We start from the raw sequence: 22212 nt of genomic DNA on the forward strand, positions 1-22212 counted from the left end.
ATGACCGCTGGATACGAGCCCGCACCCTGAGCATGTCCGAGCCGAACCCGCCGCGCCGTCCCCTGGCCACCTTCCTGCGCCCCGCGTCGGAAGGCGAGGCTGCACCTGCGACCGATGCGCTCACGCCGGAGCCGGCGGCGCACGGCATCCCGGCAGCAGAACCCGACGAATCCATCGACGAGGCCATGCCGGCGGTGGCGGAGATGCGACAGCCCGATGACACGGTCATCGACAGCGACGCGGCCCTGATCGAACCTGTCGTCGCTGCAGCGCTTGCGCAGACGGCGACACGCGAGGTCCCCAGCTTCCTGGGCACCGCACGTCCACGCGCGCAGCCTGCGCCGCGCTGGCACTGGCTGCTGGTGGCCGGGCTGGCGATGTTGCTGGTGTTGCAGAGCGTGCTCGCCGATCGCGCGCGGCTGGCCGCCGACGCCGGCAACCGCGCATGGCTGGGCGCGCTGTGCGGCGCCCTGCGCTGCAGCCTGCCGGCCTGGCACGAACCCACCGCGTTCACCATGACCAGCCGCGAGATCCGCCCGCTGCCGGGCCGTGCCGGCGTGTTGCAGGTGCAGGCCAGCATCCGCAACGATGCACGCTGGGCACAGGCGTGGCCAGACCTGCGCCTGTCGCTGTCCGATGCCGATGGCCGGGTGATCGGCAGTGGCGTGTTCGTACCCACGCAATACCTGGGCGAGAATCCCGGTGCGGCCCTGCTGGAACCGGGCCAAAGCGCGCGCATCGCCTTCCGCGTGCAGGAGCCCGCCGCGTCCACCGTCGCATTCACCTTCGACTTCCTCTGACCAGGGTAGAGGCGACCAGCCGTGGCAGGTCGGGCACGCTCGCGCTAGACTGGCCGTCACCACCTCGTCCGGCCGCGCGCTCCGCGCGCACGGGCCAACCAGATCGGGAACCCCCCTTGAACGCTGTCCTCTCTCGTCCTGACAACAGTCGTGGCGCTCCCCGGCCACCGCTGCGTGAACACGTCGCCCAGTCCGTGCGCCGTTACCTGCGTGACCTCGATGGCTGTGACGCGGACGATGTCTACGAGATCGTGTTGCGCGAGATGGAAATCCCGTTGTTCGTGGAAGTGCTCAACCACTGCGAAGGCAACCAGAGCCGCGCCGCGGCGATGCTGGGCATCCACCGTGCCACCCTGCGCAAGAAGCTGAAGGAATACGGCATCAGCGCCTGAGCGCCGCCCGCCGGGCATGGCCCGGCGCTGCCGATGCCGGGTCCACCCGGTTCCGGTAGATCCACGCCATGCGTGGATGCAAGCCCGCCGGATCAACCGCCGCCCGTAGATCCACGCCATGCGTGGATGCATGCCAGGCAGAATCACCCGCCCCCGCCCGCCTTCCAGTAATACCGCACCACGTGGAAGAACACCGGCGCAGCGAAGCACACCGAATCCAGCCGGTCTAGCATGCCCCCATGGCCCTCGATCATGTGGCCCCAGTCCTTGATGCCGCGGTCACGCTTGATCGCCGACATCACCAGACCGCCCCAGAATCCCATCAGGTTGATCAGCAGCGACAATCCGAATGCCTGCAACGGCGTGAACGGGGTGATCCACCACAACGCCGCGCCCAGCGCGCTGGCACTCAGCACGCCCCCCACAAAGCCTTCCACCGTCTTCGACGGCGACAGCTTCGGCGCAATCAGGTGCCTGCCCAGCAGCTTGCCCCAGATGTACTGCAGCACGTCCGAGGACTGCACCACGATCACCAGGAAGGCGAACAGCAACACGTTGCGCGCCGGGTCATGCCCCGGCACGTGCAGGTTCAGCAGCAGCGGCACATGCGAAATGCAGAACACGCAGATCATCAGCCCCCACTGCACCTTCGCCGTGCGCTCCAGGTAGTGCGTGGTGTCGCCGCCGATGGTGGACAGGATCGGCAGGAACAGGAAGGCGTAGACCGGGATCAGCAGCGTGTACATGCCATACCAGTCGATCCACACCAGGTAGTACTGCCACGGCAGCACGATGTAGAACGCCGCCAGCAGCGCGTAGTAGTCGCCTGACCGCGTGGGTGCCAGGGTGATGAACTCGCGCAGTGCGAACAACGAGATGATCGCGAACAACACGATCACCCCGGCGCGGCCGAAGAACAGCGCCAGCCCGACCACGATTGCCATCACCCACCAGGCACGGATGCGCGAGACCAGATTGGCGATCACCGCACTGGGCTGCCCGCGCTGGCGCCAGCGCAGGGTCTCGGCCACCAGCGTGGCCAGCACCAGCACCGCACCGACACCGCCGAACAGCAGACCGGTCTGCTGGCCCACGCTGCGCGCGGCCAGATCCCCGGACATTTCCATCAGGTAGCTCATGCGCGCCCTCCATTCGGCGCCAGGTCGAGCAGCGCTTGCCGGCTGCGCGTCAGGAACGCGGCCTTGTCCTCATCGGCCTGCAGCCGCAGCGGCGTGCCGAACGTGGCCGTGCACAGCAGCGGCAGCGGCAGGAAGCGCCCCTTTGGCATCACCCGCTTGAGGTTATCGATCCACACCGGCACGAACTCCAGTTCCGGCCGCTGCCGCGCCAGGTGGTAGATGCCACTTTTGAACGGCAGCAGCGGCTCGTCGCCGACGTTGCGCGTGCCTTCCGGGAACAGGATCAGCGAACACCCTTCATCGACCGCTTCGCGCAGCACCTGCAGCGGGTCCTGCTGGCGATGGCCGGCCTCGCGCTCGACCAGCACGCCGTTGAATACCGCATCGATCAGGTAGCGGCGCAGGCCATCGCGCTGCCAGTACTCGGCTGCAGCGACCGGCCGCACCTGGCGGCGCAGCGCCGGTGGCATCGACGACCAGATCAGCACGAAGTCACCATGGCTGGCATGGTTGCCGTAGTAGACGCGGTGCTCGCTGGAGGGTGCGCAGCCGATCCACAGCGCACGCGCCCCCGTCACCACATGGATCGCACCACTGCAGGCGCGGGCAATCAATTCTGCGAACATCGGTCCCTCCCGTTCACGTCTGCGGCCACAGCACGGCCAGCATCAGCAGTACGACCTGCACTGCGGTCAGCAGATACTGGCGCAGCAGCAGGCGGCGCATGCCGGCCCAGCGCGGCGCCCAGCCACGCGGCGGTTCCTCGACGGGTGCGCGGCGCAGCCCACTGACATGCAGCAGCTGGTCGGTACGGCGCGCAGCGGCTTCGCCGTCCAGTCCTTCCTCGCGCAACAGCTGCAGCAGGCTGGCATCCAGCTCCACCCGCCACGCGTGGTAAGCCTGCGCGAGTCCCGCGCCAATACTGAGCAGCAACAGGCCGGCCGCCATCATCGCCAGCCCCGGCTCGATGCCGAGCAGCAGCAACGCCACCAGCAGCAGCCCCAGCGACAGCAACGCGGGCCATCGTCCCTGCCGCAGCAGCAGCTGCATGGCCGCCAGATCGGGAGTCGCGCTCATGCGGGGTCTCCGTTCGCCGCAGCGATGGCGCGCAGATGTGCCTCGCCCAGTACGATGCCGGGGCGCGCGGCACGCACGATCGCGACCGCCGCGTCGACATCGGCGGCATGACCGCTGCGCAGCAACCAGGCCGCCACACTGGCCGCACTGCGCGAGTAACCCAGTGCGCAGCACACCAGCACCGGCCCCTGCGTGCGCAGGCGCTCGATGGCGTCGGCGGCCGCGCGCAACTGCTGCGGTGAAGGCGCCACCAGGTCCAGCATCGGCACCCCCGCATACACCGCACCCGGAGCCCGACAGGACAGCTCGGCGCAGGCATCCACCACGCCCACCAGCGGCGACGGCAACGCGCCGTCGGGAATGCGACCCAGCCACACGCCATCCAGCACCGGCACCGGCTGCGATGCGCGCCGCGTCCACAGCCGCGAATTGATCCAGGCCGCCCCCAGGTACGGGGCCAACAACCAGCGTGCGGCCATGCTCAGGCGCCCATCAGTGCGCTTCTGGAACACCGCCGTGCCCAGCCCGGCATACGCCAGCGCCACCAGCAGCAGCGACACCACCGGCCACAGCAGCCACAGCGCTGCACCGCGCAGCGCGATGACGGGCACCAGCAATGCCGTCGCCCCCAGCAGGTACAACGCTGCCAGTCGCCAGCGCTTGGCAGCGCTTGCGGTGTGCCAGGCGCGCAGCGGCGGCGTGCCCTGCTCCGGCCACAGCCACACGCACAGCCAGCCGGCCAGCAGGCCGGTCGGGATATCGATGAAGTGGTGTTGGAACGTGGTCAGTACCGAGATGCCGATCAGCAGTGCCCAGCCATGCAGCAGCCAGCGCCAGGCCCCGTGCAGGTACTGCGCGAACTTCACCCACAGCACGATCAGCAGCACGATGTGCAGCGACGGTGCCTGGTTGAACGGCTTGTCAAAGCCCAGCAGCACATCGAACAGCCAGCCGAACACACCACCGATCTCCGGCCGCTCGAAGCTGAAGCGCAGCGGCCACAGCAGGAAGCAGGCCACCGCGATCAGCTGGGCACTGAACAACCGCAGCGCGTGCCGGTCCAGTTCCAGCCGTTGCCGGCACAGGAAGAACGAGATCGCGTAGAACAGGTCGATCGACCAGTACGGCACGATGGTCCACGGCACGAACGGAATGTGCGCCTCCCAGGCGAACGCCATCACCGGCAGCGTGGCATGCCGACCGGCCATCCAGTTGGCAAAGCCATAGCTGGCAAAGAAGAACGGGCCCAGCAGGGCCAGCCACAGCAGGGCGCGCCGCCAAGGGCGTCCTTCGGCAGCCAAGGGTGTTGCGGCGAGCGTCGCCATCACGCGCTCCGGCGCGCCAGCGACACGGTGAAGATGCCGAAGTCGTCAATGCGCTGGGCCACCTTCTCGAATCCTGCCAGGCGCACCAGCTCATCCATCTCCTGCTGGGTGCGGCGACGCATCACCCACGCCGCACCACCGCGGTGGCTGGTCAGCGCGCGGGCGATGAATTCCAGCTGCGGATGCCAGGGCTGGCCGGTGTAGGCCAGGTAGCCGCCCACCGGCACCGTCGCGGCGATGCCCCGCAGCGAGCGCAGCACGGCATCGTTGTCGGGGAACAGTTCGTACAGGCCCGATATCACCGCCAGCGTCGGCGCCGGGTCCACCTTCGCCAGCTGCGCCGGATCGAACGCATCCCCCTGTTCGAAGCGGGCGATGTCGGTCGCCCCCAGCCGTTCGATCAATGCCCGGCCCTGGTTCACGTTCAGATCGCTGAAATCACGCAACACGATGCGCTCGGCGCGCTGTTCGCCCTGGCCCAGCGCTTCCAGCACGTAGCGGCCGTGACCGGCAGCCACGTCCAGCACGCGCACCGGCATGCCCTGCCCGCGCAGGCGCTGCGCGGCGTCGCGCAGCAGTTCCTGCAGATGCTGGCCACGGATGCGGATGCCGCGCCAGCCGATCGCATCCAGATAGTTGCGATCGACCATCCGCCCCAATGGGCCCTTGCCGCGCGCTTCGTCGCGATAGATGTAGTCCAGCGTGCTGCCCGAATCGAAGCCGGTCTGCAGGCCCAGCGCGATGCCTTCGGACAACGTGCCGCCGAAGCGCAGACCGCCGCGCACGAAGCGCCAGCGCAGGTCGGCCAGGCTGTTGCGCTGTGGGGGCCAGGCCAGGATCTCCGATTCCTCGAAGGTAGGCCCATGCCGATGCGCGTCACGCCGCGACAGCTCGCGCAACGGCTCGGCGAAACGTGCCTGGATGAAGCTGCGGATACGCGCCAATGCCGGCGTGCGATCGCGCTCACCCAGTGTGTCGTGGAAGAAACCCGGCAGGTGCACGCGCTCCTTGATCGGGCTGGACAGGCGTTCGTAGAAGCGGTCCTGTGGGCCACGATGCACCACGAAGTCGGAGCCTGATACGAGCAGCTGCACCGGCACGCTGATCGCCTGCGCATCGGCCACGATGCGGTCAGCGGCCTCATACAGGCCCAGCAGCACGCGCACCGAGATCGGGCGAGTGATCAGCGGATCGGTGCGATAGCTTTCCACCCGCGCCGGATCATGGGTCAGCCACTGCGGCTTGACGTAGCTGTTGACGAAGAAATTGCCGCGCAGCTTCTGCATCAATGCCAGCCCCGCTCGCGCGAACGGCACGTACAACTTCACCTTGAACGCGGGTGAAGCCATCACCAGCGCGCGCAGGCGTGGTGCGTAATCGTGCGCCCAGGTCGCGGCAACCACCGCCCCCACGCTCTGTGCGATCACCACGATGTCTTCCACCGCGATGCCGTGTTCGGCGCCGATGTGGGCGATGAAACTGTCGAGGTCGCGCACCAGTGCCGGGAAGCCGGGTGCGTCGCCGCGCACGCCCGGCGAACGGCCATTGCCGCGCGCATCCCAGGCGAAGAAGGCCGTCTCGGGCAGGTCCAGCTCATCGACCAGATGGGTGACCCGGCCCGAATGCTCGTGCCCGCGATGCAGCAGCACGATGGCTTTGCTGGCCGGGGTTGCGGTGGTGCCCGGCCAGTACCGGTAGAACAGCGGTACCTGGTCGAAGCTGTGGAATTCCCGTTCCTGCGCCTGACGCATGCAATCTCCGTATTGGTATGGCGTGTTGTCGTGTTGTGTTTACCGCTGCGGAGCCGCTGCGGATTCCTTCAGTCCCTGGCGCACGCGGTTGACCATCGTCACCACGCACAGCGCCGCCATGGCCGCAGCCACGCCGCTGACCGTCATCGCACCACCCCACCCAAGCGCCAGCAGCAGGCCCAGCACTCCGATGACGAAGGCGCGGTCGCTCTTGCCCATCGGGCCGTCATAGCGGCGGCTGGCGCCGACCATCAGCCCCAGCACACCGGCGTACTCGCTCAGTGCCGCCGTCCAGGCCAGCAGCCACAGCGCCTCCGGGCGCACGCCCGGCACGCTGAGCAGGCTCAGGTACAGCGCCGCGTCGGCAATCACATCGCACAGCTCGTTCAGATAGGCGCCCAGCCGAGACTGCTGGCCGAATTCGCGCGCCAGCATGCCGTCCACGGCGTTCAGCGCCATGCGCAACAACATCCACAGTGGCAGCATCAGGTACAGCAGCGGCTGTTCCGGTGCGTAGCACCACACCACGGCAGCCACCAGCAGCGAGACCACGGCGGCGGCCACGGTCACCGTATTGGCGGTGATCCCCATGCGGTAGAGACCGCGTACGGCCGGACGCAACAGGTCCTGGAAACGTCCTTTCAATGCATAGATCGACACGATCTGTACCCGCTAATCCTTGGCAGTGCGGGCACAGCCTACCCCATCGTCGGCAGATTCCGACAACCCGGCCCCGGTCCGCCACCCCGCCCCTCCTATCGGGCCGGATCGATGTGCCTGACGCGGCCATACGCCGATTGCCGTGGCCAATTGCCCCTTCCGGCGCCCGCCACCGGCCCCCACCGCCTACAATATCGGCCCCGCTCCGCTGCCGATTCTGTCCCATGACTGCTGATCTGTTGCCCGTCCGCCGGGCCCTCCTCTCCGTTTCCGACAAGACCGGCCTGGTCGAGCTGGCCACTGCGCTGGCGGCACGCGGCGTGGAGCTGTTGTCCACCGGCGGCACCGCCAAGGCGATCCGCGATGCGGGCCTGGCCGTGAAGGACGTGGCCGAGGTCACCGGCTTCCCGGAAATGATGGACGGCCGGGTCAAGACCCTGCACCCGATGGTGCACGGCGGCCTGCTGGGCCGTTCAGGGCTGGATGACGCGGTGATGGCCGAGCACGGCATCGGTGCCATCGACCTGCTGGTGCTGAACCTGTATCCGTTCGAATCGGTCACCGCCAAGGCCGACTGCACCCTGGCCGACGCGGTCGAGAACATCGACATCGGCGGTCCGGCGATGCTGCGCTCGGCGGCCAAGAACTTCGCCCGCGTGGCGGTGGCCACCGATCCGTCGCAGTACGCCGAACTGCTGGCCTCGCTTGAGGCCAACAACGGTCAGCTGTCGGCGGCCACCCGCTTCGCGTTCTCGGTGGCCGCGTTCAACCGCGTTGCCCAGTACGACGCCGCCATCAGCAACTACCTGTCGGCGGTCACCGCCACCGATGCCGCCGTGCCCGCCCGTGCCGAGTACCCGGCGCAGATGAACTCCACCTTCGTGAAGGTGATGGACCTGCGCTACGGCGAAAACCCGCACCAGAGCGGCGCGTTCTACCGCGACCTGTACCCGGTGCCCGGCACGCTGGCCACGTTCCAGCAGCTGCAGGGCAAGGAGCTGAGCTACAACAACCTGGCCGATGCCGATGCGGCGTGGGAATGCGTGCGTCAGTTCGATGCACCGGCCTGCGTCATCGTCAAGCACGCCAACCCGTGCGGCGTGGCCGTCGGTGCCGGCAACGGCGATGCCTACGAACTGGCCTACGCCACCGACCCGACCAGCGCCTTCGGCGGCATCATCGCCTTCAACAAGCCGCTGGACGCCGCCACCGCCAAGGTGATCCTGGACCGCCAGTTCGTGGAGGTGCTGATTGCCCCGGACTACGAGCCGGCCGCGCTGGAGTACGCGCAGAAGAAGGCCAACGTGCGCGTGCTGCGTATCCCTCACGGCGACGGCCTGAACAACTTCGACAGCAAGCGCGTCGGCTCGGGCCTGCTGCTGCAGTCCTCGGACAACCGCGGCATGACCCGTGATGAACTGAAGGTGGTCAGCACGCTGGCACCGACCGACAAGCAGTTCACCGACCTGCTGTTCGCCTGGAAGGTGGCCAAGTTCGTGAAGTCCAACGCGATCGTCTATGCCAAGGACAACCGCACGATTGGTGTGGGCGCCGGCCAGATGAGCCGCGTGTACTCGGCGCGCATCGCCGGCATCAAGGCCGCCGATGCGAACCTGGTGGTCGAAGGTTCGGTAATGGCCTCCGATGCATTCTTCCCGTTCCGCGACGGCATCGACGCTGCAGCCGCAGCCGGCATCAAGGCGGTGATCCAGCCGGGCGGGTCGATGCGCGACGCCGAAGTGATCGCCGCCGCCGACGAACATGGCCTGGCCATGGTGTTCACCGGCGTGCGCCACTTCCGCCATTGATCCTGGAGCGACACGGATGTCCGCAGTCTCAATGAAATCGCTGGCCGTGCTTGCCCTCGCGGGCGCGGCCGTTCTGGCCGGCTGCCAGCGCGCAGCCGAGCCGGCCGCAGGCCCGCAGCCGGCTGCGTCCGAGCCAGGCCCGGTCTCACCGGCGCAGCATGTCAGCCGCACCGCGCGGCTGCAGTCCTTCCTGATCAAGCGCTACGGCAGCAACGCCGCACTCTCCGGTGAGTGGCGCGGTACCTGGACCCAGGACGGTGAAACCCGTCCGACCGACTGGCAGGTCTGCGCCGAACAACCGGTGGTGAGCGGCGACAGCTGGCAGCAGCTGCTGGCCGTGTGCGGTGCGCTGACCGATGGCGCGCACATCGACCCGGGCACCATCGACTTCTTCGTGCTGCGCCCCAAGGGCGATGGCTTCGAGGTGACCAGCGAACTGACCGGCGGGCGCTTCGGCAGCGGCGGCCAGCCCGGCACCGCCAGCATCATCCGCGCCGGCAGCGACTTCTATGGTTTCCGCGTCGAGGACGGCTGGTTCGGGCAGGGTTTCTCGCTGCTCTCGCAATCACTGATCCTGCCGGGCCCCAAGGGCCTGGTGGCCACCGGCAACGTGCGCAGCCATATCGACAATGACGCTCAGTACGAGTGCGACAATGTCGATGCCTCCACCGACCCCGACACCGCCAATGACTGCCGCACCCGCCGCTTCAGCATCGATTTCGCGCTGCGTTTCGACGACAGCGACCGCAGCGCCCGCATCTGGCCGCTGCTGATCGAGGAAACCGGCACCACCTGTGGCGGCAAGCCGGTCCGGCAGCAGCATCGCTTCACCCTGGACACCAGGACCTGGGCCTATTCCTTCCCCGAATCGCTGCAACGCGAAGGCTGCGAGTGAACCACGCGCGCCGCCCGGGATGCCCCTCCTCCCTTCCCACGCAATCTGGAATCTCGTGATGAACGTACTTGTCATCGGCTCTGGCGGCCGCGAACACGCCCTGGCATGGAAGCTGGCCCAGTCCTCCCTTGTCACCGAAGTGATCGTGGCGCCCGGCAACGCCGGCACCGCCAGCGAAGACAAGTGCCGCAACGTTGCGGTGAAGGTCACCGACATCGACGGCCTGCTCGCCCTGGCCCAGGCCGAAGGCGTGGCATTGACCGTGGTCGGCCCGGAAGTACCGCTGGTGGCCGGCGTGGTTGACCGCTTCCGCGCTGCGGGCCTGCGCATCTTCGGGCCAACCGCCGCTGCCGCCCAGCTGGAAGGCAGCAAGGCCTACGCCAAGGACTTCCTGGCGCGCCATAACATCCCCACCGCGTTCTACGCCGTGCACACCGAGGTGGACGCCGCACTGGCCTACATCCACGAGAAGGGCGCCCCGATCGTGGTCAAGGCCGATGGCCTGGCCGCTGGCAAGGGCGTGATCGTGGCGATGAGCCTGGCCGAGGCCGAGGACGCGGTGCGCGACATGCTCTCGGGCAACGCCTTCGGCGATGCCGGCGCGCGCGTGGTGATCGAGGAATTCCTCGACGGTGAAGAAGCCAGCTTCATTTCGATGGTCGACGGCGTACATGCGCTGCCGATGGCCACCTCGCAGGACCACAAGCGTGTCGGCGACGGCGACACCGGCCCGAATACCGGCGGCATGGGCGCCTATTCGCCGGCTCCGGTGGTGACGCCGGAGGTGCATGCACGCGTGATGCGCGAGGTGGTCAACCCGACCGTGCAGGGCATGATCGCCGACGGCATCCCGTTCACCGGCTTCCTCTACGCCGGCCTGATGATCGATGCCAGCGGCGCGCCGAAGGTGATCGAGTTCAACGTGCGCTTCGGCGATCCGGAAACCCAACCGGTGATGCTGCGGCTGCAGTCGGACCTGGTCGAACTGGTGGAAGCGGCCATCGATGGTCGCCTGGACCAGGTGCAGGCGCAGTGGGATGCGCGCCCATCGTTGGGCGTGGTGCTGGCCGCGAAGCCCTATCCGGAAGCACCAATCACCGGCGAGGTGATTTCCGGCCTCGGCGACGTGCCGGCCAACGCCAAGGTGTTCCATGCGGGCACCACGCTGGACGCACAGGGGCAGGTGCTCAGCGCCGGCGGCCGCGTGCTGTGCGTGGCTGCACTGGGCGACAGCGTGCGTGAAGCACAAACCAACGCCTATGCCGGCGTGGCCAAGGTGACGTGGGCGAACGAGTTCCATCGCAACGACATCGGCTGGCGCGCGATCGCACGCGAGGGATGAGGCAGGCGCGGCACCAGGGCATCCACGCATGGCGTGGATCTACTGGATATTGCCGCATCCACGCATGGTGTCGATCATGCGAGGCCTGGGGTAGATCCACGCCATGCGTGGATGAGAACACCGCGAAAAACAAAAAGGCCCGGCAATGCCGGGCCTTTCTTCATTCCAACGCCACCCCGCCTTACGCGGTGAACAGCGCCTTCATCTTCTTCAGCGCGTTCGCTTCAACCTGGCGGATGCGCTCGGCCGACACGCCGTACTCGTCAGCCAGCTCCTGCAGCGTCACCTTGCTGTCCGCATCCAGCCAGCGACGGCGGATGATGTCGCGCGAGCGGGCATCCAGCTCGGCCAGGCCTTCGCGCAGCAGCTGCATCTGGTTGTCTTCGCTGTCCGCGCGCTCGTACGCCATCGACGGATCTTCATCGTTCGCGACCAGGAAGGCGGCCGGCGACGGCGGCGCATGGTCATTGTCCTCGTCGGTCGGCGCATCGAAACCGATATCGCGACCGGACAGGCGCGACTCCATTTCCATGACCTCGCGCTCGGACACGTTCAGGTCCTTGGCCACCGCACTGACTTCGGCCGCGTTCATCCAGCCCAGGCGCGTCTTCGACTTGCGCAGGTTGAAGAACAACTTGCGCTGCGCCTTGGTGGTGGCGACCTTCACGATGCGCCAGTTCTTGAGGATGAACTCGTGCATCTCGGCACGGATCCAGTGCACGGCGAAGGACACCAGGCGCACGCCCATTTCGGGGTCGAAGCGCTTGACCGCCTTCATCAGGCCGATGTTGCCTTCCTGGATCAGGTCGCCCAGCGCAAGGCCGTAGCCGTTGTAACCACGGGCCACGTGCACCACGAAGCGCAGGTGCGAATGCACCAGCTCGCGGGCTGCGTCCAGATCATTGCCGTCGCGGAAGCGACGGGCCAGGTCCTGTTCGTCATCGACCGACAGCACCGGGATCTGGTGCACGGCACCGATGTAGGCGTCCAGCGAACCGAGCGCACTGGGAATCGGGAGATTGTTTGCCACAAGGGCAGTAGAGGTGTTCTGGCTCATAGGCACCCATCTTAGCAGTCCGGGATTTGGACTGCTAAAGGAGGAAAAAGTTCCAGCGTCCCATTACTGCAACACTGGTCCCAAACAGAGCCCTACCGTAGCGCGATTTGATGACAGTGGCGAGCATGCTTTTCGGGATTCACAATCCCTTGGAATTCAAGCAATTACCCGCCGGAAACCGGCCGAATCCGGTCAAGCGGAGCTGAACGGGCCGTCCACGAGCCCCATTCAGGGCCAGAAACGTTGCCCGGTGTTCAGGCCCAGCCGCCCGCCGGCCCTCAGAGCGCCGAACGCGGCGGCAGCGACCAGTCGATCGGCGCTTGGCCGCGGCGCTGCAGGTACTCGTTGGCCATCGAAAAATGGCGGCAGCCGAGGAAGCCGCGGTGCGCCGACAGCGGCGAAGGATGCGGCGACTTCAGCACGCGATGGCGACGGGTATCGATGACCTTGCCCTTCTGCTGCGCATAGGCGCCCCAGAGCACGAACACCAGCCCTTCGCGTTCGCGGTTGAGCACATCCACCACGTGGTCGGTGAAGCCTTCCCAGCCACGGCCCTGGTGCGCGCCGGCCTTGCCCTCTTCCACCGTCAGCACGGCATTGAGCAGCAGCACACCACGCTGCGCCCATGGAATCAGGCAGCCGTGGTCCGGGCGCGGGATACCGAGATCGCTCTCGATCTCCTTGTAGATGTTCAGCAGCGACGGCGGCACCGGTACGCCCGGCGCCACCGAGAAACTCAGCCCATGGGCCTGGCCACGGCCGTGGTATGGGTCCTGGCCGAGGATCACCACCTTCACCTGTTCGAACGGCGTGGCGTCGAACGCAGCGAAGATCTGTGGGCCGGGCGGGAACACCGCCGCGCCACCGGCCTTGCGCTGGCGCAGGAAGCTGGACAGCTCGCGCATCTGCGGCTGCAGCAGGTAATCGCCGACATGCTGCTTCCAGCTCGGCTCCAGCTGGATCGTCGGGGTGTCGGCTACTTCATCAATCATCGCGCCACTTCATCGAATCAGGGGTCCATCATTCAATCGGGCCAGGCGCAGCTGGAACAGCACCTTGGTGACCAGCAGCCGCTCTTCGATCGGCTTGAGCACCAGGTCGTTGGCACCGGACTGCAGCAGCCCGGTCTGGTTGTGCGGATTGCCGTCGCCGGTCATCACCAGCACCGGCAGCCGGCGCTTGCCGTAGCCGAAGTCCACGCGCACGCGCTGCACCACGTCGCGCCCGCTCAGCTCGCCCTTCAGGGTGACATCGGTCAGCACCAGATCAATGCGATGGCGGCTGCGGCCCAGCGACTCGGCGGTGAGCAGGGTGAACGCCTCTTCGGCGCTGACCACGTGCAGCACGTTCAGCTGCTGGCGTTCCAGCATGCGCTTGGTGGCTTCGGCCACCACGCGGCTGTCCTCGATGTAGAGGATGGTCGCGCCGGGAATGGTCTGCGGCTGCACGTAGCCGCGGATGAAGGTCGCCAGCGCCTCATGGCCCAGCGCCTTGTCGAAATAGTCGGTGACGTACTCGGTGAAGCGGCGCTGCTCCAGGTGCTGCTGGGCGTCGCCCGAAACCACGATCACCGGCACATAGGCCTGCCCCGCGGCTTCGCGGACCATCCGCGCCAGCGCCAGGCCGTCCCCATCGCGCAGGGTCAGCGAGGTGGTCACCAGATCCACCGGGCCTTGCGCCAGCGCCTGCTGCGCGTCTTCGATGCTGTCACAGCCGATCACGTCCACGCCGGGCAGGTCACGCTGCAGGACGTCGGCGATCAACTTGCGGACCAGCTTCGAACCATCGACCACCATCACCCGCGTGGCGGGCCCTTCAAGGTGCTTCAGCGCTTGCGGTTGCATGCCGGTCTCAGGTGTCGGTCGGGCGGGTCTGGCGGAGGAAATGACCGGTCACCAGCCACGCGCCCAGCCAACCCAGCAGCAACGTGCCGAGCAGGACCAGGCCGCCATGCAGCAGGTCCAGGCCATGCAGCACGAACGGACTGCCATAGCTGCGCGAAAGTTCGGCCAGCGGCAGCCGCAGCGCGGCACCGGCGGCACCGATCAGGGCCAGCGCCACCGCACCGGCACCCAGGCCATACCACGCGCCCAGGTACAGGAACGGGCGGCGGATGAAGCCATCACTGGCACCGAGCAGCTGCAGCACGCCGATCTCTTCGCGACGGGCCTGGATATCCAGGCGCACGGTGTTACCAACCACCAGCGCAGCGCCGACGCCAAGCAGCACCGACAGCACCTGCACCAGCCGCGCACCGAACGCCAGCCAGGCATCCAGACGCTGGCGCCACAGCGCATCGTGCTGCACCAGGTCGGCTTCGGGCAGGCTTTCCAGCGCGCGCGCCAGGCGCGCGTCGTCCTTGCCCTGGCCCGGGGTGATCACCAGCAGCGAGGGCAGCGGATTGTCGTTGAGTGCGTCGATCGCCTCGCCGAGGCCGGCATCGCGCAGCTCCTGCAGGCCCTGCTCCGGCGTGCGCACATTCACCTCGGCAACGTCATCACGGTCGCGTAGCTGGCCGGCCAGGCGCAGCGCGCCAGGGGCATCGACATTGCCTTTCAGGAACACATTGATGTCGCGCGACTGCTGCACGCTGCCGGCGAACTGCTTGAGGTTGTCCAGCGCGATCGACAGCCCCAGCGGCAGCGCCAGGGCCAGCGCCATGACCATCACCGTCAGCAGGGTCGCCCACGGCTTGCGGAAAGCACGGCCCAGGCTGAACACCACGCTGTGTGCGTGGTGCTGGAACCAGACACCCACGCGCGAGGGGGCGGCGGCTTCGCTGTTTTCGTTCTTCGCCATGCGTTACTCCGCCAGGTCCTGCGGCGAGATGTCATCCACCAGCCGGCCGTGGTCGAGGATCAGCACACGCTTGCGCATGCGGCGCAGCAGCGGCAGATCGTGGCTGACCACCAGCACGCTGGTGCCGCGCGCGGGCAACTCGGCGAACAGCGCCATGATCTCCGCCGCCAGGGTCGGATCGAGGTTGCCGGTCGGCTCGTCGGCCACCAGCAGCTTGGGCTCACCGACAATCGCGCGGGCAATGCCGACGCGCTGCTGTTCGCCGGCCGACAGCTGCGAGGGCAACGCCTTCTCGCGGTGGCCCAGGCCCATCCGCTCCAGCACCGAACGCACGCGCTTGCCGATATCGCCACGGCGGGTACCGCGCAGGATCAGCGGCAACGCCACGTTTTCGGCGATCGAGCGGTCCATCAGCAGGCGATGGTCCTGGTAGACCGCGCCAACCGCCCGGCGATGGCGAGGCACGTCGCCCCCGCGCACTTTCAGCAGGTTGCGCTCATCGAACATCACCGCGCCGCGGCTGGGCCGCTCGTCGAGGTGGATCAACTTGAGCAGGGTGCTTTTGCCCGCCCCGGAATGGCCGGTGACGAACAGCATCTCGCCCGGCGCGACCTCGAAGCTGACATCGATCAGCGCCTCGTGGCCACCGGCGTACTGTTTGCTGACATTGTCGAAGCGCAGGACACTCATGCCCCGATTATGCAGGACCGGCGCGACAGATCGGTAGCGCCGGGCCGCTGGTGGGTGCCGACCGTTGGTCGGCACGCCCCAAAGCCACCCGACCAACGGCCGGGTGCTACTGGATCAGTTGCCCGACAGCATCCGGCGGATCTTGCGGCCGATACGGGTCAGGAACGAGTCGCCGGAATCAGCGGCGGTACGCACCGGCTTGGCCACCACCTGGACCGGGGTGACCGGGCCGGCAGCATTGGCCTGCATGCCCTCGGCGCCCTCGACCGGACGGCCGTGGCGGCGACGACGGCGCTTGCGCGGCTTGCGCTCGCCCTCGGCGGCACCTTCCGGTGCACCTTCGGCACGCGGCGGACGCGGGGCCTGGACCACGACGGCCTCGGCACCCTCGGCCGGAGCAGCGGCGGCCTGCTCGCCTTCCACGCGCGGCTTGCGCGGGCCACGCGGACGGCGTTCACCGCTGCGCTCACCGTCGCGACGCTCGCCACGACCACCGCCGGAGCGGCTGCCACTGCGACCACCGCCACGGCGTTCCTCTTCGGCAGCGCGGGCTTCGCGCGCTTCACGGAAGATCTGGCCGACGCTCTCGTTCTCCTCGCCTTCCTCGCCAGCGGCCGGGGCCGGACGCTCCGGGCGCGGCAGCGGGGTCATCAGTTCCTTGGTGACCGGCTCGGACGGAATCTTCTGCTCGATGTAGGCCTCGATGTCCGGCAGGCCCATCGCGTAGCGCTCGCAGGCGAAACTGATCGCATCGCCCTCTTCACCCAGGCGCGCGGTACGGCCGATACGGTGGACGTAGTCTTCGGCGTCGAACGGCAGGTCGTAGTTGTAGACATACTTGATGCCGTCGATGTGCAGGCCGCGGGCGGCCACATCGGTGGCCACCAGGATTTCCAGCTGGCCCTTCTGGAAGCGGTTGAGCAGGCTCTCGCGCTTCTTCTGCGGCACGTCACCGGACAGCACGCCGACACGGTAGCCGGCCTTTTCCAGCGAACGGGCCACGCGCTCGACGAACACCTTGGTGTTGACGAACACCATGGTCCGGGCGCCTTCACTGCGCGACAGCAGGCCCAGCAGCAGCGGGATCTTCTCGTCGTCGGCCGGGAAGTAGATGCGCTGGCGCACGCGCGCGGCGGTGATGGTCTCGGCTTCAACCACCAGCTTCTGCGGCTCGTTCATGTGCTCGTAGGCCAGCTCCAGCACGCGGTGGCTGAGGGTGGCGCTGAACAGCAGGGTCTGCCGGATGGCGCGCTCGGGCATGCGGCGCAGCAGGAAGCGGATGTCCTTGATGAAGCCCAGGTCGAACATGCGGTCAGCTTCGTCCAGCACGCAGATCTCGCAGGCGTGCAGCGACACCACCTTGTGCTGCTTGACGTAGTCGATCAGGCGGCCCGGGGTGGCGATGATCACGTCGACGCCCTGCTGCAGCAGTTCGCGCTGCTTGTCGTAATCCACGCCGCCGTAGACCAGGGCAAAACGCAGGCCCAGGTCGGAACCGAACTTCACCGCATCCTTGTGGATCTGGATGGCCAGCTCGCGGGTCGGTGCCAGGATCAGCGCGCGCGGGTCTTCCGGCTTGCGGTCGGCCAGGGCCGGGCGGGTCAGCAGGCGGTTCACGACAGCGACCAGGAAGGCCAGGGTCTTGCCGGTGCCGGTCTGGGCCTGGCCGGCGACATCACCACCGGGCAGTGCGACCGGCAGGGTCAGCGCCTGGATGGGCGTGCAGCGGGTGAATCCGGCTCCTTCAAGACCAGCCTGCAGGGCCGGATGCAGCTCGAAGGAGGAGAAGGTCAAATCGGTCAGCGGTTTGTCGCTCATGTGTCCGTCTTGGTATGGCCGCCGGCCCATGGGGCGGCTGGCACTTCATCGTCTGGGGGCACCGTCGCAAACTGCGGCCCCTGCGGCGGGTTGGCAGGGAGGGACCACCCGGTCCGCACGCCGCACAATGCCCCAGTTTAACGCACTCGGGCCGGCAAACCGGAATGCCCCGTCTCACAATCCCGGGAGACGCCCCTTCTTCACCCAGCCACACCAGACTTGAATGGCCCGGCGCAGGGCACTGGTGTCACCCGCTGCCAGCCCCATCTTGAGGAAGACAGTGAAATCCGACACATACCAGGCTTCGAAGCGATCACGATACGCTGGGTTCCAGCCGCCGCCTGTCCCTGCCGTGCGATAGGGGTACACTGCCGGCCGTGAGCGTCCAGGCATCCCGCCGAACGCACCGCGGCAGTGCGCCGCGAGGCAACGACGAGGGTCGCGCCACCGGGCATGGCCCAGTTCACCCACCTCCGGCATGGCCGGGTGCAATCCAAGACGAGAAACCAAGATGAGCGACAAGGTTGTACATGTCGGCGACGCCGACTTTGATAGCGCAGTGCTGAATTCCAAGGAACCGGTGCTGGTCGATTTCTGGGCCGAGTGGTGTGGCCCGTGCAAGATGATCGCCCCGGCGCTGGACGAACTGGCCGATGCCTACCAGGGCCGCGCCAAGATCGCCAAGGTCAACGTCGACCACAACCGCGCGCTGGCCGCCAAGTACCACGTGCGCTCGATTCCCTACCTGGTCGTGTTCAAGGACGGCGAGAAGGTCGGTGAGCAGATCGGTGCGGTGGGCAAGGCCCAGCTGGCCGGCCTGCTGGACAAGGCCCTGGCCTGATCCTGTGACGATGTCGGCAGCCGCCACCGGCGGCTGTCGACCGGCGGGCACCGTGCCTGCATGAATGCTGTTCCCGGCGACCCTTGCACGGCGCCGCGAGCCGATGATAGTGTCGGCATATCCGGCCGCGTTCGCGTGCCGCATCTTCTGGACGCAGTTTCTTCCAGACCCATTCCCAACGTTCGCCGCCCCAGCCGGGCGCTCGCACCTTCAAGCGAGGAATAACGCTCTTGTCCGATAACACTCCCGAAACCGGTAGCGCTGAAGCGCCCGCCGAAAAGCGCGTGCGCAAGCCCCGCGTAACCAAGGCTGCTGCTCCGGCGGCCGCCGAAACCAGCGCTGCACCGGCGCAACCGGCCCTGCCGCTGGCCGCCGCGCCCGAAGCGCCGGCGCCGGCGGCCTCTGCTCCCGCGCCGAGCGCGCCCGCCGCCGAGGCCCCTGCCAGCAGTGGCGGCGGCGACGGTGGTGAGGGCCGCGAATCCGGCCAGCCGCGGCAATCGCAGCAGAACAACCAGGGCGGCGGCCAGAACCAGAACCCCTACAACCAGGGCGGCCAGCAGGGCCAGGGCCAAGGTCAGGGCAACCGCCGCGACCGCTTCCGCAACCGCCGTGACCGTGACCGCAATGGCGGCGGCGGTGGTGGCGGCAACGGCGGCCGCTTCCGCGACGACGGCATGCCCAACGACAACGGCGAGCAGCAGCCCTTCGTGCCGCGCCCGCACGCCAATGTGCCGGAAGGCTTCCCGGTCTACTCGCTGAGCGATCTCAAGCGGATGCCGGCGCAGAAGCTGCTGGAAATCGCCGATCAGCTGCAGATTTCCGAAGGCGTGGCGCGCGCGCGCAAGCAGGACGTGATCTTCGCCCTGTTGAAGGTGCTGACCCGCCACGGTGACGGCGTCGCTGCCGACGGCGTGCTGGAAATCCTGCCGGACGGCTTCGGCTTCCTGCGCGCGGCCGAAGCCAGCTACCTGGCCGGCCCGGACGATACCTACATTTCGCCCAGCCAGATCCGCCGCTTCAACCTGCGTACCGGCGACCACCTGTCCGGCCGCATCCGCTTCCCGAAGGATGGTGAGCGCTACTTCGCGCTGTCGATCGTGGACACCATCAACGGTGAGCCGCTGGAAGCGTCGAAGAACAAGGTGCTGTTCGAGAACCTGACCGCGCTGTTCCCGCGCCGCCGCTTCACCCTGGAGCGTGGCAACGGTTCGTCGGAAGACATCACCGGCCGCATCCTCGACCTGATGGCGCCGCAGGGCAAGGGCCAGCGTTCGCTCATCGTTTCCCAGCCGAAGGCGGGCAAGACGATGATGATGCAGCAGGTCGCCACGGCGATCACCACCAACCACCCGGACGTGCACCTGATCGTGCTGCTGATCGATGAGCGCCCGGAAGAAGTGACCGAAATGCAGCGCACCGTGCGCGGCGAGGTCATCAGCTCGACCTTCGATGAGCCGGCCGCGCGTCACGTGCAGGTGGCCGAAATGGTCATCGAGCGCGCCAAGCGCCTGGTCGAGCACAAGAAGGATGTGGTGATCCTGCTCGACTCGATCACCCGTCTGGCCCGTGCCTACAACAACGTGGTGCCGAGCTCGGGCAAGGTGCTGACCGGTGGTGTGGACGCCAACGCCCTGCACCGCCCGAAGCGCTTCTTCGGCGCCGCACGCAACGTGGAAGAAGGCGGCAGCCTGACCATCATCGCCACCGCGCTGGTCGACACCGGCTCGAAGATGGACGAGGTGATCTACGAAGAGTTCAAGGGCACCGGCAACAGCGAAGTGCACCTGAGCCGCCGCATCGCTGAAAAGCGTGTGTTCCCGGCCATCGACATCAACCGTTCGGGCACCCGCCGCGAAGATCTGCTGATCGAGCCGGAACTGCTGCAGAAGATCTGGATCCTGCGCAAGCTGCTGCATCCGATGGATGAAATGGCGGCGATGGAATTCCTGCTGGACAAGATGAAGAACACCAAGTCCAACGACGAGTTCTTCGGTTCGATGAAGCGCTGAGCCCAGGCACTGCATCGGAAGAAACCTGCCGCTGCCTGCGGCAGGTTTTTTTTTGCCTGCAGGGCGACCGACTTCACTTTGCCAGCGCCCGGTTTTGGCGATAATTCGCCCGACACCCTGCCCGGCTCTGCGGGCCTGGCCACCGATTCCCGCTGTCGCCCCTTCCGGAGAACCGGTCGGGTCCAGCCTCCTGCCGGATCCGTCGACGCATGCGAACGCTGTCCCCCCGCCTCAACCTGGGCAAGCTGATCCTCGCCCTGGCCCTGCTCAGTGCCATCATCGCCCTGGCCAACACCCTGCTGGCCAGCTACCGCGTGCAGCGCGACCAGCTGGTCGGCAATACCCTGGAAGCCAACCGCGTCTACGCCACCAAGCTGGCCGAGACCACCCAGAACTTCCTGCTGGGCGCGCAACAGGAGCTGGCCTACGCCGCCACCCGTCTCGGCGAGACCGACATGGATCCCGGACGGGCCCAGGACGAGGCCAGCCGCCTGCAGCTGCAGACCAACAGCTTCAATTCCTCGCTGGTGGTGGATGCCGATGGCCTGGTGATCGCCACCTCGCCGCAGACCCTGCAGCTGCAGGGCGAGATCCTGCACAGCGTCGGCAACAATGCGGCACTGGCCGCACGCCAACCGATGATCAGCGACCCGTACCAGTCGGCGACCGGCAAGCTGCTGGTCTCGCTGTCACACCCGATCTTCGACCGCGCAGGCCACTATCGCGGCTACATCAGCGGCACCCTGTACCTGCGTCAGCGCAGTGCGCTGCACACGCTGCTGGGCAAGCACTACTACCGCGATGGCTCCTATCTGTACGTGGTCGACCGCCATGGCCGCCTGCTTTACCACGCCGACGGCAAGCGGGTGGGCGACTACGTGGTCGGCAACCCGGCGGTGAAGGCCGTGGTGCGCGGCGAGCGCGGTGCGCAGCAGGTACGCAACAACCTGGGCGTGTCGATGCTGGCCGGTTATGCACCAGTGCCGGCGACCGGCTGGGGCATCATCGCCCAGCGGCCGACCGAATCCACGCTGCAGCCATTGTCGCGCTTGATGACGGCGGTGATCTGGAACGCGATCCCGCTGGGCCTGCTGTCGCTGCTGATCACCTGGTGGTTCGCGCGACGCATCTCGATGCCGCTGTGGCAGCTGGCGCGCAACGTGCAGGGAGGCGAGGACACCGGAAACGCGATCAACCACGTCAGCGGCATCCGCGCCTGGTACTTCGAGGTGGCCCAGCTCAAGCAGGCGGTGCTGCACAGCTTCAACGCCCTGCAGGACCGCATCGGCACGCTCAACCGCGCCAGCCGCACCGATCCGCTGACCGGTCTGCTCAACCGCCGTGGCCTGCAGCAGGCCCTGGATGCGTTGCAGGTGCAGGGCATCCCCTTCGCGATCCTGGCGCTGGACATCGACCGCTTCAAGTCGATCAACGATGCCCATGGCCATGACATCGGCGACGCCGCCATCGTCCATATCGCCGACCAGATGCGCCGCTACTCGCGCGACAGCGACATCCTCTGCCGCGCCGGCGGCGAGGAATTCCTGCTGCTGCTGCCGGGCATCAGTACCGATTCGGCGCGCCAGGCTGGCGAGCGCCTGCGCCAGCACATCGCAGATCATCCGTTCGCGCCGGTCGGCACCATCACCGTATCGCTGGGTGTCGCCCACTTCCCCAGCTTCCATGTCGATGCCGAGCAGGCGCTGCGCCTGGCCGACAAGGCCCTGTACATGGCCAAGGAACAGGGCCGCAACCGGGTGGTGGTCTACCCCTACGCGGATTGAGAAGCGGCCGGCATGGCCGGCCGCT

General features: G+C 67.5%; 20 protein-coding genes. 8 read left to right on the forward strand and 12 right to left on the reverse strand.

What is annotated here, in order from left to right; genetic code table 11:
* Positions 1 to 32 precede the first annotated feature (32 nt).
* Both ABH900_RS04510 and fis read left to right on the forward strand, forming a co-directional pair.
* Positions 33 to 800: a DUF3426 domain-containing protein gene (locus ABH900_RS04510; RefSeq protein WP_429621712.1), complete on the forward strand. Its 768-nt coding sequence runs from the start codon at positions 33 to 35 to the stop codon at positions 798 to 800.
* A gap of 116 nt (positions 801 to 916) precedes the next feature.
* Positions 917 to 1192 carry a DNA-binding transcriptional regulator Fis gene (fis, locus tag ABH900_RS04515; RefSeq protein WP_005419706.1) on the forward strand — a complete coding sequence of 92 codons (276 nt, stop codon included), beginning with the start codon at positions 917 to 919 and terminating at the stop codon, positions 1190 to 1192.
* A gap of 143 nt (positions 1193 to 1335) precedes the next feature.
* On the opposite strand, the gene ABH900_RS04520 is transcribed toward fis, so the two are convergent.
* The 6 genes from ABH900_RS04520 to ABH900_RS04545 are packed head-to-tail and all read right to left on the reverse strand — an operon-like array spanning position 1336 to position 7144.
* Entirely contained in the window at positions 1336 to 2331 is a 996-nt protein-coding gene (locus ABH900_RS04520; protein WP_429621714.1) for a phosphatidate cytidylyltransferase, read from the reverse strand.
* Positions 2328 to 2957, reverse strand: coding sequence for a lysophospholipid acyltransferase family protein (locus ABH900_RS04525; protein WP_429621716.1), 630 nt, complete (start codon positions 2955 to 2957; stop codon positions 2328 to 2330). The genes ABH900_RS04520 and ABH900_RS04525 overlap by 4 nt, the downstream gene beginning before the upstream one ends.
* A gap of 13 nt (positions 2958 to 2970) precedes the next feature.
* Positions 2971 to 3408 carry a hypothetical protein gene (locus tag ABH900_RS04530; RefSeq protein WP_429621718.1) on the reverse strand — a complete coding sequence of 146 codons (438 nt, stop codon included), beginning with the start codon at positions 3406 to 3408 and terminating at the stop codon, positions 2971 to 2973.
* Positions 3405 to 4733, reverse strand: a complete 1329-nt coding sequence (locus tag ABH900_RS04535; protein ID WP_429621720.1) for a phosphatase PAP2/dual specificity phosphatase family protein — start codon at positions 4731 to 4733, stop codon at positions 3405 to 3407. Before ABH900_RS04535 ends, ABH900_RS04530 begins: the two co-directional genes overlap by 4 nt.
* Positions 4733 to 6484 (reverse strand): bifunctional alpha/beta hydrolase/class I SAM-dependent methyltransferase, encoded by a 1752-nt coding sequence (locus tag ABH900_RS04540; protein WP_429621722.1) that lies wholly within the window; start codon positions 6482 to 6484, stop codon positions 4733 to 4735. Before ABH900_RS04540 ends, ABH900_RS04535 begins: the two co-directional genes overlap by 1 nt.
* A gap of 39 nt (positions 6485 to 6523) precedes the next feature.
* Positions 6524 to 7144, reverse strand: coding sequence for a CDP-alcohol phosphatidyltransferase family protein (locus tag ABH900_RS04545; RefSeq protein ID WP_429621724.1), 621 nt, complete (start codon positions 7142 to 7144; stop codon positions 6524 to 6526).
* A gap of 224 nt (positions 7145 to 7368) precedes the next feature.
* Between ABH900_RS04545 and purH the strand changes: the two genes are divergently transcribed.
* From purH to purD, 3 genes are read left to right on the forward strand one after another with little or no spacing between them, the layout of a single operon-like run.
* Positions 7369 to 8952 (forward strand): bifunctional phosphoribosylaminoimidazolecarboxamide formyltransferase/IMP cyclohydrolase, encoded by a 1584-nt coding sequence (gene purH, locus ABH900_RS04550; protein WP_429621726.1) that lies wholly within the window; start codon positions 7369 to 7371, stop codon positions 8950 to 8952.
* A gap of 16 nt (positions 8953 to 8968) precedes the next feature.
* The gene (locus ABH900_RS04555) at positions 8969 to 9847 is read left to right on the forward strand and encodes a hypothetical protein (RefSeq protein ID WP_429621728.1); all 879 of its coding nucleotides are present in this window, start codon (positions 8969 to 8971) and stop codon (positions 9845 to 9847) included.
* Positions 9848 to 9905: 58 nt separating this feature from the next.
* Entirely contained in the window at positions 9906 to 11189 is a 1284-nt protein-coding gene (purD, locus tag ABH900_RS04560; RefSeq protein ID WP_429621730.1) for a phosphoribosylamine--glycine ligase, read from the forward strand.
* Between the two features lie 181 nt (positions 11190 to 11370).
* Here the strand turns inward: purD and rpoH are convergent, their stop codons facing one another.
* The 6 genes from rpoH to rhlB all read right to left on the reverse strand — a co-directional run bounded on the left by rpoH (position 11371) and on the right by rhlB (position 17553).
* Entirely contained in the window at positions 11371 to 12246 is an 876-nt protein-coding gene (gene rpoH, locus ABH900_RS04565; protein ID WP_249842682.1) for an RNA polymerase sigma factor RpoH, read from the reverse strand.
* Between the two features lie 278 nt (positions 12247 to 12524).
* On the reverse strand, positions 12525 to 13238 hold the full coding sequence (gene ung, locus ABH900_RS04570) for a uracil-DNA glycosylase (RefSeq protein ID WP_429621733.1): 714 nt from the start codon (positions 13236 to 13238) through the stop codon (positions 12525 to 12527).
* A gap of 9 nt (positions 13239 to 13247) precedes the next feature.
* The gene (locus ABH900_RS04575) at positions 13248 to 14090 is read right to left on the reverse strand and encodes a response regulator (RefSeq protein WP_429621735.1); all 843 of its coding nucleotides are present in this window, start codon (positions 14088 to 14090) and stop codon (positions 13248 to 13250) included.
* 7 nt (positions 14091 to 14097) lie between these two features.
* On the reverse strand, positions 14098 to 15045 hold the full coding sequence (gene ftsX, locus ABH900_RS04580; protein WP_429621736.1) for a permease-like cell division protein FtsX: 948 nt from the start codon (positions 15043 to 15045) through the stop codon (positions 14098 to 14100).
* A gap of 3 nt (positions 15046 to 15048) precedes the next feature.
* A complete protein-coding gene (gene ftsE / locus ABH900_RS04585) occupies positions 15049 to 15735 on the reverse strand; it encodes a cell division ATP-binding protein FtsE (RefSeq protein WP_429621737.1) in 687 nt (228 codons plus the stop codon).
* Positions 15736 to 15849: 114 nt separating this feature from the next.
* Complete coding sequence (gene rhlB / locus ABH900_RS04590) at positions 15850 to 17553, reverse strand: ATP-dependent RNA helicase RhlB (protein ID WP_429621738.1); 1704 nt, start codon at positions 17551 to 17553, stop codon at positions 15850 to 15852.
* 511 nt (positions 17554 to 18064) lie between these two features.
* Here rhlB and trxA point away from each other — a divergent pair.
* The 3 genes from trxA (at position 18065) to ABH900_RS04605 (ending at position 22187) form a co-directional block, all read left to right on the forward strand.
* A complete protein-coding gene (trxA, locus tag ABH900_RS04595; protein ID WP_005411275.1) occupies positions 18065 to 18394 on the forward strand; it encodes a thioredoxin in 330 nt (109 codons plus the stop codon).
* A 230-nt stretch (positions 18395 to 18624) separates the two neighbouring features.
* Positions 18625 to 20403, forward strand: a complete 1779-nt coding sequence (rho, locus tag ABH900_RS04600) for a transcription termination factor Rho (protein ID WP_429621739.1) — start codon at positions 18625 to 18627, stop codon at positions 20401 to 20403.
* A gap of 209 nt (positions 20404 to 20612) precedes the next feature.
* Positions 20613 to 22187, forward strand: a complete 1575-nt coding sequence (locus ABH900_RS04605) for a sensor domain-containing diguanylate cyclase (RefSeq protein WP_429621740.1) — start codon at positions 20613 to 20615, stop codon at positions 22185 to 22187.
* Positions 22188 to 22212 lie beyond the last annotated feature (25 nt).

This window comes from Stenotrophomonas sp. AN71 (assembly GCF_050435725.1).
In the GTDB taxonomy this organism is placed as follows: Bacteria; Pseudomonadota; Gammaproteobacteria; order Xanthomonadales; family Xanthomonadaceae; genus Stenotrophomonas.